This window comes from Halobacillus hunanensis (assembly GCF_900166655.1).
In the GTDB taxonomy this organism is placed as follows: Bacteria; Bacillota; Bacilli; order Bacillales; family Halobacillaceae; genus Halobacillus_A; species Halobacillus_A hunanensis.
In genome coordinates this window covers 811577-826814 of the sequence record NZ_FVZB01000005.1, presented here as the reverse complement: position 1 = coordinate 826814, position 15238 = coordinate 811577, and the positions used below count along the sequence as shown (strand labels likewise).

The window sequence follows — 15238 nt, the reverse complement described above, 5'->3', positions numbered from 1 at the left end:
TCAAAAGCCCTCCCTTACACAATAACATCTAATTCAGTCGATTATTTTTTAGTACAATCGGGATTATAGAAGGCTTTTAAGAGTTTGTAAACAGCTTTGCTTTAAAAAAATAAAGTTTTTTAATGTAAGCGTTTATTGCGTAATTTTTCTTAACATTACAATTGATATTATAGTTCTTAAGGCTTACGTTAGAAGATATATCTCCTCAAAAGAATATATGTTTTCTGAATTTACTATCTAACTATAAGTTACTGCATCAAAAAAAACCCGCTGCCGAAAACCGCAGCGGATTCTTTAAATTTAAAGATCATATGGCAAACTGATGGTGACAGAAGTCCCTTGATCCAGTTCGCTTTTATAAGCAATCATACCATTTAAATCATTAACCATCTTTTTGGTTACCATGACGCCAAGGCCCGTTCCTTTTTCTTTCGTAGTAAAGAAAGGTTCTCCAAGTTTGGCCAGATCTTGATCACTTAACCCCTGTCCGTCGTCAATAATAGACAAGATCAAATCGTCTTCTCTTGTATAAGCAGAGACTTCGACATTACCATCTTTGGCAGTCGCATCAATGGCATTACTAATGATGTTCAGCAGTATTTGCTTCAGTCTTTTAGGTTCTGATTGAAAAGAATTCTCTACAATATTACAAGTAAAAGTTAAGTTAATATTTTTACTGGTTGCTTCAGGATCTAATAATCGCAGAACATAGGAGACAACATCTTCAATATCAATTTCTTCTAATTGAATGGAAGACTTCGGTTTAGACAGCATCATAAAATCCTGGACAATCGATTCAATACGGTTCACTTCATCCAGGATAATTTCATAATAATTGTCCCGTAAATCCGGATTAGCTGCACCAATTTGGAGAAAACCTTTTATGGCCGTCAAGGGATTCTTTATTTCATGTGCCACACCAGCGGCCATTTGAGTAATCGTTGATAATTGCTGTGATTTCTCTTTAAGCTGGGCCATTTCCTTGAATTTCGTAATATCCTGATGTGTGCCAATGACATATTCTGCGCCTTCATTGATCACAGGAAACCCTTGTGTTCGAATCCACTTTTCTTCCCCGCTTCTAGTCGTTATTCGATACTCCACATGATGTTTTTGCTGCTTCATTATAGAGAAAGCACTGGACACTTTATTGTAATCATTCATATGGATCAAATTCTTCAGGGAAGACCAGCCTGATAATAGTTCTCTTCTTTTCATACCAAACATCTCATTAAAAGCAGGGCTGATATAATGAACCTTTTGAAAATCAAAATCACAGATCCAAAAAACGTCATTAATATTATTGGCTAAAATCGAAAACCTTTTCTCAGACGCTTGTAACGCTTGAAGCTGCTGTTTATTTAAAGTAATATCTTGTCCAATTAATGTTAAACCTTGAGCTGTAGGTAAAATCGTCATTTTTACCGTCTGGTCGCGCATATCCCCTTCGAGTTCTATCATCTCCTGAGTATCCATCGCCCTCAGGCAACGCTGAAAGAAGCTGGCATACTCCTCTACAGAGATCACATCCCAAAGTTTCTTCTGGGAATTCTCATGGTAAGAAAGACCTGTTAACTGCTCCATTTTATCATTTGCATAAATGACTTCCCAATAGTTATTGATCATGGCTAACCCATGTGGGAAGTGGTCGGCCACTTGTGTAAACAATTCTTCTTTGGATGATGTTTTATGATCGGTAAATGAATCCGTAATCAAATCTAAGTTATGAATAGCCGGTTTTGATTGGTTCGTAGAAGTATTTGAGTGTAAATATGAATAATTAGAGGGTAACGTGTCTTCATCCCTTTTATAAGGTAATGAGCCGTTTACAGTTGATTGTGCATTTGAAAAAATAAGTACTTTTTGATCATTTTTCAAATTGACCATCTTGCACATAAACATATGATAGTCGTTTGCAATCTTAAGATGAATTGAAAGACTCTGCTCCTTCTCTTTAGGAGTCTGATGAATTAATTGATGGATTTCCGGACGATTTGAAGTGCGGATCAAAGACAACCATTCACAAAAAGATAGATAAACTTGATCAAGCTGCAGCATTTTACGCATTTCATCATTGAATGTAACAGACTGGTAATGGACATTGATGAGACATGCCGGAGTACCGCTAGCTTCTAGAATGTCCAACACTTCTCCGCTATGAACATGGTCAGAATACCTCTCTCTAGTCACCAATATTAAGACCTCTTTCCTTTACCATCCATATTTTCCAACATGGGTTTTATTATAACGCATTGATATTAAATTTTGAATATCATCCCAGCATTTCGTTTGGAAAAAATAAGGACGAGTAGCTTTTTACCATCATACGAGCCGAACTGATAAAATATGACTTAAAAAATGCTTATTCAACCTTCTATACTTCTCCAAAGCGTCAGGGAAGCGTAACTTTTAAAGGGTTCCCAGTCAGCACTTAGTCCATTCATTTGTTCAAAGTCTGGGCGTTTATCTAACTTAAAATAACGCTGTATAGCTTTTTGGATGCCGATGTCAGCTTTGGGAAACAAATTATTTCTGCCAACTCCAAACATCAGCCAATTTTCTGCCGTCCACGGCCCAACTCCCCTTATCTTTACAAGTTCAGCCATAACCTCCTCGTTCGTTTTCTCAGCAAGTTCGTCTAAACTTAAACGGCCTTCCATAATTAAACGTGATGTATCTATGATATATTCCGCTTTTCTCTGACTAAACTGCAGTTCTCTAAGCTGCCCGTAGTCCAAACAGGCCACAACTTCTGGATCAGGATAAAACCACACGTCATCCTTCTTATACCCGTATTGTTCGACAAACCTTGTACTTAGTGTATAAGCAAATTTCATATTCAACTGCTGGTGTATAATCACTTTCATTAAACAATCATATAAATTAAAATCCTTAACAATCGGGGTGCCGGGGTAACGCGCAAATAAGTCACCTAAATTCGTATGAGCAAAGTGCTCCTGAACCTCTTCCAAACTACGCTTCCATTGAAAGAGATGAACTACATGAGCAAGAAGACTCTCCTTATTCTTTTCACTATCTCCTTGAATCTTAAACAAGGGGCGTTCAGTTGTTCCCAGGCTTGTTACTCGAACAACACAGGAATCATCCTTCATACGGACAGGAATATCGACCCATTTTTCCCTTTCATTTAAATGCGTTAGCGGGTCCATAGCCCATCTTTGCAAGGCATAATCAAAATCATATATACCTGCAGCTTCCATCTCTACTTCCCACATTCTAAGCCCTCCTCTACATAAACCAAAAAAGAGGACCTAACCTGTTCCTCTTTATTGCATTCGACTTTCATTATGTATTATCCTTTTTTTTGTAAGTTTACACCAATCCAACGTATAAAAAAAGACCTGGCTAGTATTACAGCCAGGTCTTTTCACATCCTATAAATGAACTATTGGAAAAGGGAGAAGCTTTTTCATCATTAATTCATTTAAGCTTCCAAAATGATATCCTCTTTTTCTTAGCTGGATAATCAATTCATTCAAAGCATCTGCATTATCTTTTGACACGGTATGCAACAATATAACAGCACCCGGGTGAATTTGCTTAATGACACTCTGATAGGCATATTCCCATCCCTTCTGATGGTCCGTCTGCCAATCAACAAAAGCAAGCGACCAAAAAGCGTGAACGTAGCCTAGCTCCCTGGCCCATTTTAAGGTTTGTTCATTAAACTTTCCTTGTGGAGGACGTACATATGTCATGGATTCTTGGTCTGTCAGATCTCGCACGGATTTTTCTACTTTTCCAAGTTCTTTTTTCATTTCCTGCTTTGATAACTTAGTGAAGTCAGGGTGGCTCCATGAATGGTTACCGATAATATGTCCTTCTTCTTCCATTCTTTTAACGAGCTTGGGAGCACTCTTAATATAATGACCTGTCACAAAAAAAGCAGCAGGAACTTGTTGTTTTTTCAAAATATCAAGTACTTTTCCTGTATATCCCTGTTCATAACCATTATCAAAGGTTAAATAAACCACTTTTTCACCAGAATGATCTACATAAAACCCATCGTATTTCTCCACCAAAGGGCCGTATTTCCCCACTTCGGGTTCTTTCCCCTCACTGCTTTTCTTATAACCCCATCCCTCTGCGAACGCTGTTATTGGGAGAATAAGTAAAGTAAAAGCAATACATAACGCAAACAATTGTCGCCACATAACTACCACTCACTTTTTACTTAGTATGTGATAGGATAGGGAAAATTATATAAGAAAATTTTAAAGGATTATCCATTTATTTCTTCTAAAGTATCAATGAAGCCGCCAATCCGAAAATAAATAACGGAATGTTATAGTGAAGGAAAGTCGGCACACATGTGTCCCATATGTGATTATGTTTCCCATCAGCATTTAATCCTGAGGTCGGACCAAGCGTACTGTCTGAAGCTGGTGACCCCGCATCTCCAAGGGCTCCTGCTGTGCCAATCAACGCAGCAATAGCCATAGCTGAGAATCCTGCACTCACACAAATAGGAACAAACAATGCAGCCAGGATAGGAACCGTTGCAAAGGAAGATCCTATTCCAATTGTCACTACTAATCCTACAAGCAATAACACAAATGCAATCAATGCCTTGCTGTCGCCTAAATACCCGGAGCTTGCTTCAACCAATGCAGAAACCGATTTAGTTTTTGTCAGAACATTGGCATAGCCTGCCGCTACTAACATGACGAAAGCGATCGTCCCCATCATCGCAATTCCATCATTAACAATTCGATCACCTTTTTTAAATGGTACAACCTTAAAGATAAACATGAGGGTCAATCCGGCTAGTGCAGCCAAAATAAGGTCTTTCCAATAGGCTTGTATTACCAAAGTTACGAGGATCGCAATGATCGTAAACCCGTGCTTTTTGTTGAAACGCTCTGGTGTGAAATTTCGCAGGAGTGAGCTCGGTTCCTCATCAAAATTCTCCGCTTGGGGAGGCTCTTTCCTCTGCCGGTACGTAACAAACACCGCAAACAGTAACCCTGCAATCATCCCGAGACCTGGTACAAACAGTGACTTGGCAATCGTATTTATTGTAATGGAAACACCATTTGATGCCATAGCTTGCTGAATCGTTTCATGAAATATATAACCAAAGCCGATCGGAATCATTATATAAGGCGCTTTGAGTCCAAAGGTCAACGCAGAAGCTACTGCCCGCCTGTCTATTTGCATGCGATCGAACATGTGAAGCAACGGAGGAATTAGAATAGGTATAAAAGCAATATGAACAGGCACCACATTTTGTGATAAACTTGCTACCCCCGCGATAATTAGAACAGTTATGGTTCGCTTGTCTTTTAATACTTTTAGCAAATAGCCAACAAACATACTGGTAATTCCTGAATGGCTGATGGCTACGGCAAAAGCACCAAGCAGGATGTAACTTAATGCTACCCTCGCCTGATCCCCCATTCCACTAACTAACAGTTCTAAAGAACTTACTAACGTTTCTCCATTCATGATTCCTGCTGTAAGACTCGCTGCAAGAATCGCTATAATAACATTCACTCGAGCTAAACTTAAAATAGTCAGCACGAGTACGGATACAATAACAGCTGACGCCATCATGGTCGCTCCTCTCAGATGTATTCTCTCTTTATGCTTTCTTACATTAGCGATTTATCATGATAAAGTATTATGACCAAAAAATCAACCCCCACAATTGTGTGAGAGTCAGATCGATTATTTACATTTTTCTTTCAAGATCCTCAAGCATTTTTATTAGTTCATCAATATCTTCAACGGAAGTATCATTAGGATCCATTTGATCAACACGATTCATAAACGCAGATAACCGCGCTTTAAGGTCGGAAAGTTTTTCTTGCTGAGACATTCTCTCATACCCTTTCAACGTTTGTTTTTTAGCCACCTTGCCTATCATAGTACAAAGCAGGAAGTGTGTCCATAAGATACAACACGATTAAGCATGGTATAATAACTCACATAAACCCTTGACGACTTTGTCGGTCTCTTGGGTCGTGGAGCTATACAACTAAACGCTCCCTGCATAAGCTTAATCGGGAGGCATTTCACGTGGAACAATTCGGAAAATTCATCATAGACTTGTTTGAATATAATAATACCGTTCAAATTCTCGTCAGTGCGATCATTTTATTTGTTGCTGTCTTGATTATTCGTAAAGTAATCAGATCATTTTTTAAGAGAACTTCATTTATAGAAGAAAGAAAAGAAAAGACACTTGAAGCCATGATCAACTCGATCGTCAGTTACGGAGCCCTCATCGCCTTTATCATTATCGTGTTATCTACATGGGTTGATATCGGAAAAATTCTAGCCGGTGCCGGAATCATAGGGATTATTATCGGCCTTGGCGCGCAGAGTCTGATCAAAGACTTTTTTGCAGGAATATTTCTTTTGTATGAGAAACAACTGCATAAAGGGGATTATATTACACTGAACAATACACACCACGGCATTGTTGAAGATGTCGGGCTTCGCTTCTTAAAAATCAGACAATGGAGCGGTAAGCTTTTGACGGTCAGCAACGGTCAAATTGATACGATTGAGAATTATAATATAGATTACATGCGTGTCATTGAACATGTAACCACGAACTTTCTTGAGGACCCAAGAAAAGTGTTTACGGCTTTAGAAGCAGCATGTGTACGTTTGAATGACGAAGCAGGCATGTATCTGAAAAAAGATTTAGCGAAAAAGCCTATAGAACCTTATAAAGTATATGGGATGTATTCACTCAACGACCAATACCATGGTTATCAATATACGATAACAGGTGTTGTGGAAGACCTGGTCTATTGGACCGCATCAAAAGAAACGCGCCGTATCATTGCCGAGACAATGTTTGATCATAACATTGCCATGGCGGAGCAGCGCGTTCAAGTTCAGTCTTATTCCTCTAAAGAGGAGTAAGGCTTTATTTTAATTCAAAAGAGAAACTGACATGATCCTGAATCGGAATCCAGGCTCCTATCCCTTGTCTGGTAACATTTTTAATTTCCAAGGTTGCTTTCGAGCCTTTTAACTTGATGTAAACATCACCAAACGTGACTTCCCCTTTTTCATTGATAGCAGGGGCATACGCTTGAAGAACACCTGTTTTATTCACGGGCACAGCGTAAGTGTTTTTCTGCTTCGTTCCCGCACCAAATACTGTATGGAATGAAAGGGGGAGTTTCGAATTCTTTTGTGCCTCTAATAAAATCAACTTCATAATTTGATCACTATGGCTGATCTTGGATGTTAGTCCGCCTTTTACATGCTTTTCTTCCTTCTGCTCGTAGCTCATTTTGGCTGGTTGACTGCCTCCATGATTATCAAGTTCATTAACATTAATCTGCTGATACTCCCAATTAATATTAGATTCTGTTGATTTATAAGCTAATGGCCATCGTCCTAAAAAAATCTCCGCTCGGTAACCTAAGGCAAACGGGGAAGGTTGAAGGGTTGTTTCATTTAGCATTTCGATCAACTGCGGGTTCGTAATACGAACATCTGACTCTTCCATCAGTTCATCTGTTAATTCTTCAGCTTCTAATATTTCCTGATCTTCTGTTGAGTTAGGATAGGTGTTATCCTTTGAAATATTTAAGACGTGATTAGGGATGGTTGAATTTTTGTCCTGTCCTTTTTCCTTGGCAAGTGTACCCTGTGATGAAACTAAAGAGATGAAGCCAATAAGAACAATAAGTCCTAGCCACTTGAATCTCATCCTGTTTCTGACCACCTTTCATTTTTCTATAGCTTGTGAAAAATGGTCCTGAACTATTCTCATTTAAGCAATCAATTTGTTCATTACACGTTCTGCTTTTGGATCAAAGAACTGGATAGTCGGTCCAATTAATACGAGGATGATTACAGTCCCAAGACCGATTGGTCCGCCAAATAACAAGGCAAGGATAAGCGCAAAACCTTCTGTTAAAGTTTTTGCTACTGTAAGTGATAGACCAAACCTCTTCTGTAAGGCCACCATAAAACCATCAATTGGATTGAGTGAATAGTTTGGCTGTAAATACAGCGAAACGCCGATCGCAAGTATAACTATCCCTAATATCAAGAAAGCAAACTGAGTCAAAAACCCGGTAATGGAGACATGTGCCAAGCCTGTGATTAGCCAGAAATCAATCATCTTCCCGATAACTAAAATAGTAATCACCGCCAATATATCGGGACGTTCCTTTGCAATTAGAGCATTAGTACCAATCAAAATGGAGCCGATAATGATGACCCAATTTCCCACAGTCAAGCCAATTATTTCAGTGAGACCGACATTCATCGCATCCCATGCACCTGCTCCAAGGTCTGCTTTAATGGTTAAGGTAATACCGAGTGAAATAATAATTAAACCCAATATATAAAAAAGTGTTTTTACTAGAAAAGCCTTCATCCTTTCACCCCTATATGCAGAACCTTTTCGAGTAAGCCGATCAGGTTCGTAATACAAAAAAAAGAAGCTCATCCTGCTTATCTCAGGATAGGCTCCTTTATTTTACCTGCTAAGCTGAATACACTCAAGAGATTCCTCTATTTCGATACTATCCTTTACAGATTGAACCATGGAACAATTATTACGGGAAACTTCTAAATTCTTTAGCAGTTTATCTTGATTTAAATGATACCCTTTAACAACAAAACGCAGGCTGACTTTCTCTATCCGGTTGGCTGCTTCCGTATTCCGTTCAACTTTTGCCTGAACCGTAATGTCTTCATAATTAATTCTTTGCTTGTCCAAAATTTTACGGTACACACTCAAACTGCATCCAGCAATCGAGGCAACCATCAACTGAAACGGACGGAAACCACTCATTTCATCGCTGGAGATGTCCAGTTCACCGTAATCAAAAGATGTTCGAACACCCTCATCTTTAATATAAAATTCCATTGTACTCTTCCCCTTTCTGCAAAGTTTCTTTCTCTTTATATATATAATAACCGTTTTAGGCAAGTAAATAACCTCTTCTATACAATATCCTTGCCGACTGAAGTTCATTTCGTTTACGATAATATGGATGAGCTAATATAGAGGGGGAGGGTGTTATGGTTTCAGTACGATCAAGATTTTGGATTCTCATTGGACTTGTGACAATTTCCGGTTTTTCTCAAGGAATGCTGTTACCGTTATTAGCGGTAATTTTAGAGCAAAACGGTGTCTCTTCGTCGATTAACGGACTTCACGCTACCGGATTATATATTGGAATTTTAATCTCTTCCCCATTTATGGAGAAACCCCTTCAGAAACTAGGGTACAAACCCGTCATTATGATAGGGGGAGCCCTCGTCTTTATTTCGCTTGCCTTGTTTCCATTTTGGCAGGCTTTATGGTTTTGGTTTGCTCTGCGTATGCTTGTTGGTATTGGCGACCAAGTCCTGCATTTTGGTACCCAAACATGGATTACCGCCTCAGCTGCTAATGAATCCCGCGGCAGAAGTATTGCCTACTACGGTTTGTTTTTCAGCGTAGGGTTTACTCTCGGGCCCTTAATGACCAACTTACTGTCGATCAGCCTTTACATACCGTTTCTAGTATCGGCTCTTTTAAGTTTGATCGTTTGGAGTACCATGTGGTTTGTACGAAATGAGATGCCTGATCATAACGAAACAACTGTTTACAGTACAAGTTCAATTAGACGGTTCGGCCGGGCACTTAAGCTTGGGTGGGTAGCTTTCCTCCCTCCTCTTACGTATGGATTTCTTGAAGCTACTCTCCATGGTATTTTCCCTGTCTATGGAATGCGAATTGGTCATGATGTTAACACTTTATCCTTGATTATTCCATCATTTGCCGCAGCGAGTTTATTATCACAAATACCACTCGGAACTTTAAGTGATAAAATCGGCAGAAAAAAAGTCATTCTTTCAGTAGTAGCGGGAGGAATCGTGGCCTTCCTACTCGCCGCCTTCTTTGAACATTCTACCCTGTGGTTATTTGTAACCTTTGCTTTAGGCGGACTCTTTGTAGGCTCTTTATTCTCACTGGGAATATCCTATATGACTGACTTGCTTCCAAAGGAATTACTTCCCGCAGGCAATATTATGTGCGGCATGGCCTTTAGCCTTGGAAGTATTGCAGGACCTTTTCTGTCAGGGATTGTTATCGATCTTTTTCCTGGATTATCATTCTTTTATATTATTGTCGTATTACTCATGCTCGTATTTATATCAACTGTTTCAAAACGGAGCCCACATGTTCAGCACCTTAGTAGTTCTCCACCGTAAAAAAAGCTGCGCACCATTATGGGTGTGCAGCTTTTTATTATTTTGACAAGGCTTTAGACAACACTTCTAGATTCTGTTTCATTAGACTAAAGTAATCTTCATTCGCTTGAATATCTTCTTCTGTTAACACCGAGAGGTTATGAATACGCAATGGTTCTGCACCGATTTCATTTTGAACAACTTTGGCTACTTTAGGTGTAACGTTTTGTTCAAATAATACATAGTCCAACTGAAATTCCTGTGCTGTTTCAATAATATCTTCTAGTTCCTTTTGCGAAGGCTCACTAGTTGGGGTTAAACCTGAGACAGCCACTTGTTCAATTCCGTACGCATGCTCCCAGTACCCATAAGCAGCGTGGGAAACAATAATTTTATCCTTAGGCTTACTTTCTAACTGATTATGGAATTGCTGATCCAGATCAACTAGTTTATTTTTCAGTTGATTGAAATTCTCGGTAAATTGCTCCTCAGATTCTGGTTGTATAGAAATGAGCATTTGTTTAATATTCTCAGCTAATTGAATCGAACGAATGGGGTCAAGCCAAATATGAGGGTCTTGATTCCCGTGTGTATGCCCCTCGTGCCCCTCACCTGCATGTGAACGTTCCTTTTCTTCTTCATGAGAATGCTCTTCATCACCATGTGTATCTTTTTCATTAGAATCGGTATTCTCCCCATGGTTGTGAACATGTTCTTCGAGTTTGATTCCTTTCGACGCTTCTAGAATCTGCACTCCTTCAGGCTTCACAGTATCCGCGATCGTTTTCGCATAGGACTCCAGGCCCGCTCCATTATAAATAAAAGCATCCGCTTCGGCTATTTTTATCATCTCTTTTGTGGTGGGCTCATAAGTATGAGGGTCTGTTCCTGGCGGCAGGATGCTCGATACCTCTGCTAAATCACCAGCAATTTGCTGCGTAAAATACTTTAACGGATATACAGTCGTATGAATTTTTAACTGTTTGTCTGATGAATCTTCTGGGGATGTTTCATTTCCACATGCAGACAAAAGTAAAGTAAGTATCAAAATAAGACTAGCGTATTTCCCCATTGTTACTCCTCCTTCTCTTGAATATCATTTCATGAATAGTACTGACCTCTAAATTGTAATCATTACTTTTTGTATCAGCACAAAATAAAAGTCCACGACTTGTGTCGCAGACTTTTATTAACTGCACCGGGGACACTTTCCGTAAATCTCAAATTTATGATTTTCAATATCATAACCGCTCAGGTGTTCGTTAATACTTTCCATAGGGCAAAACTCAATGGATTTCGTTTTCCCACAATCCGTACATATAAAATGGTGATGATGACCATGGGTTTCACAACCTAAACGAAAATGCTTCTCCCCGCTAAGTTCCGTAGCTTCAAGAATTTCTTCTTCCGTTAACAAGTAAAGGTTGCGATACACTGTATCGTAACTCACACTTGGAAAGTCTTCTTGAATTTGTTTAAGAATAGCTTTTGCAGCAATGTATTGGTCTTGATTGACGAAGATCTCAACAATACGCTCTCTTTGTCTTGTCCGTTTGTATCCTTTATCTTTAAGTCGTTGCAAGGCTGTTTCCACATTCATATTGTTTCACCCTTTATATAGAGTTGATTTCTCACCTTTTTATAAAGCATTGACATCATCAAGATAATAATTGCCGTCAGCACAATGGTTCCCCCAGGAGGGACGCTTAAATGATAGGAGGTATACAACCCAAGAATAACGGAAAGTTCACCAAACGCAATCGATAACCCAATCGTTTGTTTGAAACTGGCAGCAATTCGTAAGGCTGCTGCAACTGGCAGAGTCATCAGAGCTGACACCAGCAATATTCCGACTACTTGCATTGCTGATGCAATCACTAAAGCCACCATGACAATAAACAAAAGATGGATCCATTTGCCATTCACTCCGGAAATGGAAGCATGTTCTTCATCAAATGAGAGCACAAACAATTCCTTATAAAAAAGGATAACAATCGTAATAACAACGATAGTAATGATTAAAACTGTCCACATATTAGAACGAGTGACGGCCGTGACACTGCCAAATAAGTAACTGAATAAATCTGTATTGAAACCGTCTGCTAATGAGATTAGCAGCACACCTAACCCGATCCCGCCAGATAATATAATAGGAATCGCCAGTTCCTCATAATGTTTATAGACTTTCCGCAGTTTCTCAATTAAAATAGCTCCGCCTACCGAAAACACCATCCCCATATAAACAGGGTTGAGATCTTGAACAGCTGAGACTTTCTTTTCCAGAAGAAGACTTGCTGCAATACCTGTCAGTGTTATGTGAGATAGGGCGTCGGCAATTAAAGAGAGTCGTCGAACCACGATAAAAACACCTAATAACGGTGCCACTATCCCGATTAGCATTCCTGTTATGGCTGCATTTTGTAAAAACTGATACTGAAAAAAACTTTCGATCATGAGTGTTTCACCTCATGATGATGGTTATGAGTAAGCGGCTGAACAGAATGACCATATAATTGATTCAAGTTCCCCTCTTCAAAACCTTTATATTCTTCAGAGATTCCATGAAAGTGCAGAGATTTATTCATGCACGCAACATGTGTTGCATGCTCTGTTATTGTTCCAATATCGTGTGTCACCATTAACAAGGATATGTCCTGCTCTCGATTAAGCTTAGCTAGTAAGTCGTAGAAATTGGCTACATGCTTGGCATCCACACCAACTGTGGGCTCGTCCAGGATCAGTAAAGAAGGATCACTGACAAGTGCCCGGGCAATAAATACACGCTGCTGCTGCCCACCTGATAATTCGCCAATACTGCTCTCAGCGTAGTCTTCCATCTCAACGATTTCTAGAGCTTTCATTGCTTTCTCTTTATGTTTCCGATTAAAAAAACGAAAGGCTCCTATACGAGACACGAGCCCAGTTTTCACAACCTCAAGTACAGTTGCCGGAAACCCTGAATTAAAACTGTTTGCTTTTTGCGAAACAAACCCGACTTCCTGCCATTGATTAAAATGTCGAAGTTCCTGGCCAAAGAGGCGAATATTCCCCTGATCTGGTTTGACCAGTCCAAGCATTAATTTAATTAGCGTAGACTTCCCAGAGCCGTTTGGGCCGACAAGACCTAAGAATTGTCCTTTTTCAATAGATAGATCCACGTCCTGCACAATCCACTCTGCATCATATTTAAAAGAAACATGGTCTATTTCTATAATTTTATCATTGCCCATACACAGGTTCCCTTTCACAAATAAGAATGATTACGATTTAATTATAACGGTTCTCGATTCAGTTGTAAACGAGTAATTCAAAATGATTACGATTTAAAAATGCCATTAATATCATAGTAGGAATGAAGCCGTAATGCAAGTTACACCTCTTTTCCTAAATTGGAAAAGAACATGCTTTCATTTATTGAAGGCTAACGTAAACTAAAATCGCCGGTCACCAGGACCGACGATTGATGTTTATAAATATTTATTGTAGCGACGCTCTAAATAATCTTGAAGAACCGAGAAAAACAAGGTTAATACTAGATAAATCATCGCAGCCAGAATATACATCGTTAATGAATCTGTTGTGCGTCCTGCAACAATTTGAGCCTTGTTCAATATCTCCGGAACCGAAATCATTGCAGCTAAAGAGGTAGCTTTTAATATATCAAGAAAAACGTTCGCTAACGGCGGGATCGCAATTCTCGTCGCTTGTGGCACAATAATCCTTCGCATGGTTTTCCAATAAGATAATCCAAGAGCCCGCGATGATTCCCATTGGCCATGATCGACACTATTCAGTGACGATCGATTGATCTCTGCGATGTACGCTGCACTATTCGTCCCGAAACCGATAATAGCGGCTACCGGTGCTGTCAGTGTAATTCCGACTACGGGAAGACCAAAGTAGAGCACGAATAAATAAACAAGAATCGGTGTCCCCCGCATTAAGGTGATATAAATACGAGCAGGCCACCTTAGTAGAAAATTGTCTGATCCTCTTGCCAAAGCTAAGAAAAAGCCCAAAATCAGACCGAGCACCATACCTAGAACAGCTACTAGTAACGTGTACGGTACCCCTTCTAATACAAACGGTAAATTGTCCCAAGCACGTTCTGGCACAAACAGCTTCTCTAAATTGATGTCATTGATTTGAATACCAAACATAACGAGACCCCTACAGGTCTAAACCTTCAATTTCTTTTACATCGGCTTCGGGTTTCTTAGAAGCATCTTTTCCACCAAAGAACTCTTTAGAGATTTTTGTCAGTGTTCCATCTTTCCTCATCTCATTTAAAGTTTCATCAATTTTCTTTTTAAGAGTTGAAGCATCTTTTGGCATCACGATAGCCGACTCTGTTGGATGAAATTTGAGATCTGGATGAAGCTTCACCGGTATCTCTGGTAATGCTTTTAACGCTAACGTCTGCAAGTAGTAGTCATTGATTATAAAATCCGTACGTCCATTAGCTACATCACGAAGGTACACATCATTGGCTACATTTCCGTATGTCTTCGTTTCAGCTCCAAAGTGCGCAGCAATTTTCGAAAACACTGTGGTTGCGCCTCCACCATGTTTCTTGCCTTCAAGATCCTCTAAAGTTTCAATACCTGAAAGGTCTGATTCACGCACAATCATCGTTGAATACGAATACTTATATGGATCACTAAATGCAAATTCTTTCTTCCTATTTTCAGTAACTTCCATATCATTAATAACCACGTCTATACGACCACTTTTAATAGCAGATAACAATCCATCTACACCGTATTCTTCAAAAGAAACCTCTAAACCTAATCGTTTAGCCACTTCACGCATAATTTCCACGTCATACCCTGTAAGCTTGTCAGAATTCTCAGGATAGAAGGAAGCTGGATAAAGTGTTCCTGACGTGCCAACTACAATCTCACCTGCCTCTTGGATTTCACTCCATTTTGAGTCCGACGTCTGCTCTGCTGACTTACTGTTTTCAGTTGAACCCTCTTCACCCTTATCTGCTCCGCATGCATCGAGAACAACAGAAAACATGAGAATAAATATAAGTAAAAGACCCTTTCGCATG

The 15238-nt window shown here is 39.5% G+C and carries 16 protein-coding genes; 2 read left to right on the top strand and 14 right to left on the bottom strand.

Going from position 1 to position 15238, the window contains the following annotated elements; all coding sequences use genetic code 11:
- Positions 1-300 precede the first annotated feature (300 nt).
- The 5 genes from B5354_RS05120 to B5354_RS20430 all read right to left on the bottom strand — a co-directional run bounded on the left by B5354_RS05120 (position 301) and on the right by B5354_RS20430 (position 5842).
- Positions 301-2190, bottom strand: coding sequence for an ATP-binding protein (locus tag B5354_RS05120; RefSeq protein ID WP_079526802.1), 1890 nt, complete (start codon positions 2188-2190; stop codon positions 301-303).
- A gap of 176 nt (positions 2191-2366) precedes the next feature.
- Positions 2367-3236, bottom strand: a complete 870-nt coding sequence (locus B5354_RS05115) for a DNA-3-methyladenine glycosylase family protein (protein WP_079526515.1) — start codon at positions 3234-3236, stop codon at positions 2367-2369.
- 159 nt (positions 3237-3395) lie between these two features.
- Positions 3396-4175 carry a delta-lactam-biosynthetic de-N-acetylase gene (gene pdaA / locus B5354_RS05110; protein WP_079526513.1) on the bottom strand — a complete coding sequence of 260 codons (780 nt, stop codon included), beginning with the start codon at positions 4173-4175 and terminating at the stop codon, positions 3396-3398.
- 85 nt (positions 4176-4260) lie between these two features.
- Positions 4261-5574, bottom strand: coding sequence for a Na+/H+ antiporter family protein (locus tag B5354_RS05105; RefSeq protein ID WP_079526511.1), 1314 nt, complete (start codon positions 5572-5574; stop codon positions 4261-4263).
- A gap of 121 nt (positions 5575-5695) precedes the next feature.
- Positions 5696-5842, bottom strand: coding sequence for an SE1561 family protein (locus B5354_RS20430; RefSeq protein WP_176142408.1), 147 nt, complete (start codon positions 5840-5842; stop codon positions 5696-5698).
- Positions 5843-6042: 200 nt separating this feature from the next.
- Here B5354_RS20430 and B5354_RS05100 point away from each other — a divergent pair, with 200 nt between their 5' ends.
- Positions 6043-6900 carry a mechanosensitive ion channel family protein gene (locus B5354_RS05100; protein WP_079526509.1) on the top strand — a complete coding sequence of 286 codons (858 nt, stop codon included), beginning with the start codon at positions 6043-6045 and terminating at the stop codon, positions 6898-6900.
- A 4-nt stretch (positions 6901-6904) separates the two neighbouring features.
- On the opposite strand, the gene B5354_RS05095 is transcribed toward B5354_RS05100, so the two are convergent.
- The 3 genes from B5354_RS05095 to B5354_RS05085 form a co-directional block, all read right to left on the bottom strand.
- Entirely contained in the window at positions 6905-7699 is a 795-nt protein-coding gene (locus tag B5354_RS05095) for a YfkD famly protein (RefSeq protein WP_079526507.1), read from the bottom strand.
- A gap of 63 nt (positions 7700-7762) precedes the next feature.
- Positions 7763-8374 (bottom strand): YczE/YyaS/YitT family protein, encoded by a 612-nt coding sequence (locus B5354_RS05090; protein ID WP_079526505.1) that lies wholly within the window; start codon positions 8372-8374, stop codon positions 7763-7765.
- Positions 8375-8476: 102 nt separating this feature from the next.
- Positions 8477-8869: an OsmC family protein gene (locus B5354_RS05085; RefSeq protein WP_079526503.1), complete on the bottom strand. Its 393-nt coding sequence runs from the start codon at positions 8867-8869 to the stop codon at positions 8477-8479.
- A gap of 155 nt (positions 8870-9024) precedes the next feature.
- Between B5354_RS05085 and B5354_RS05080 the strand changes: the two genes are divergently transcribed.
- Complete coding sequence (locus tag B5354_RS05080; RefSeq protein ID WP_079526501.1) at positions 9025-10203, top strand: MFS transporter; 1179 nt, start codon at positions 9025-9027, stop codon at positions 10201-10203.
- Between the two features lie 37 nt (positions 10204-10240).
- Here B5354_RS05080 and B5354_RS05075 read toward each other — a convergent pair whose 3' ends face one another.
- The 6 genes from B5354_RS05075 to B5354_RS05050 all read right to left on the bottom strand — a co-directional run bounded on the left by B5354_RS05075 (position 10241) and on the right by B5354_RS05050 (position 15237).
- Positions 10241-11254 carry a metal ABC transporter solute-binding protein, Zn/Mn family gene (locus B5354_RS05075; protein WP_079526500.1) on the bottom strand — a complete coding sequence of 338 codons (1014 nt, stop codon included), beginning with the start codon at positions 11252-11254 and terminating at the stop codon, positions 10241-10243.
- 117 nt (positions 11255-11371) lie between these two features.
- Complete coding sequence (locus tag B5354_RS05070) at positions 11372-11782, bottom strand: Fur family transcriptional regulator (protein ID WP_079526498.1); 411 nt, start codon at positions 11780-11782, stop codon at positions 11372-11374.
- Positions 11779-12636, bottom strand: coding sequence for a metal ABC transporter permease (locus B5354_RS05065; protein WP_079526496.1), 858 nt, complete (start codon positions 12634-12636; stop codon positions 11779-11781). Before B5354_RS05065 ends, B5354_RS05070 begins: the two co-directional genes overlap by 4 nt.
- Positions 12633-13412, bottom strand: coding sequence for a metal ABC transporter ATP-binding protein (locus B5354_RS05060; RefSeq protein ID WP_079526494.1), 780 nt, complete (start codon positions 13410-13412; stop codon positions 12633-12635). The genes B5354_RS05065 and B5354_RS05060 overlap by 4 nt, the downstream gene beginning before the upstream one ends.
- 237 nt (positions 13413-13649) lie before the next feature.
- Positions 13650-14342: an amino acid ABC transporter permease gene (locus B5354_RS05055; RefSeq protein WP_079526492.1), complete on the bottom strand. Its 693-nt coding sequence runs from the start codon at positions 14340-14342 to the stop codon at positions 13650-13652.
- 10 nt (positions 14343-14352) lie between these two features.
- Complete coding sequence (locus B5354_RS05050; protein WP_079526490.1) at positions 14353-15237, bottom strand: transporter substrate-binding domain-containing protein; 885 nt, start codon at positions 15235-15237, stop codon at positions 14353-14355.
- Position 15238: the final 1 nt, after the last annotated feature.

Excerpts from the sequence above, each read along its gene's own strand:
- B5354_RS05060 (WP_079526494.1), bottom strand. The coding sequence starts at position 13,412 with ATGGGCAATGATAAAATTATAGAAATAGACCATGTTTCTTTTAAATAT.
- B5354_RS05090 (WP_079526505.1), bottom strand. The coding sequence starts at position 8,374 with ATGAAGGCTTTTCTAGTAAAAACACTTTTTTATATATTGGGTTTAATT.
- B5354_RS05115 (WP_079526515.1), bottom strand. The coding sequence starts at position 3,236 with ATGTGGGAAGTAGAGATGGAAGCTGCAGGTATATATGATTTTGATTAT.
- B5354_RS05080 (WP_079526501.1), top strand. The coding sequence starts at position 9,025 with ATGGTTTCAGTACGATCAAGATTTTGGATTCTCATTGGACTTGTGACA.
- B5354_RS05105 (WP_079526511.1), bottom strand. The coding sequence starts at position 5,574 with ATGGCGTCAGCTGTTATTGTATCCGTACTCGTGCTGACTATTTTAAGT.
- B5354_RS05065 (WP_079526496.1), bottom strand. The coding sequence starts at position 12,636 with ATGATCGAAAGTTTTTTTCAGTATCAGTTTTTACAAAATGCAGCCATA.
- B5354_RS05075 (WP_079526500.1), bottom strand. The coding sequence starts at position 11,254 with ATGGGGAAATACGCTAGTCTTATTTTGATACTTACTTTACTTTTGTCT.
- B5354_RS05050 (WP_079526490.1), bottom strand. The coding sequence starts at position 15,237 with ATGCGAAAGGGTCTTTTACTTATATTTATTCTCATGTTTTCTGTTGTT.
- B5354_RS05070 (WP_079526498.1), bottom strand. The coding sequence starts at position 11,782 with ATGAATGTGGAAACAGCCTTGCAACGACTTAAAGATAAAGGATACAAA.
- B5354_RS05055 (WP_079526492.1), bottom strand. The coding sequence starts at position 14,342 with ATGTTTGGTATTCAAATCAATGACATCAATTTAGAGAAGCTGTTTGTG.
- B5354_RS05095 (WP_079526507.1), bottom strand. The coding sequence starts at position 7,699 with ATGAGATTCAAGTGGCTAGGACTTATTGTTCTTATTGGCTTCATCTCT.
- B5354_RS05085 (WP_079526503.1), bottom strand. The coding sequence starts at position 8,869 with ATGGAATTTTATATTAAAGATGAGGGTGTTCGAACATCTTTTGATTAC.
- B5354_RS20430 (WP_176142408.1), bottom strand. The coding sequence starts at position 5,842 with ATGTCTCAGCAAGAAAAACTTTCCGACCTTAAAGCGCGGTTATCTGCG.
- pdaA (WP_079526513.1), bottom strand. The coding sequence starts at position 4,175 with ATGTGGCGACAATTGTTTGCGTTATGTATTGCTTTTACTTTACTTATT.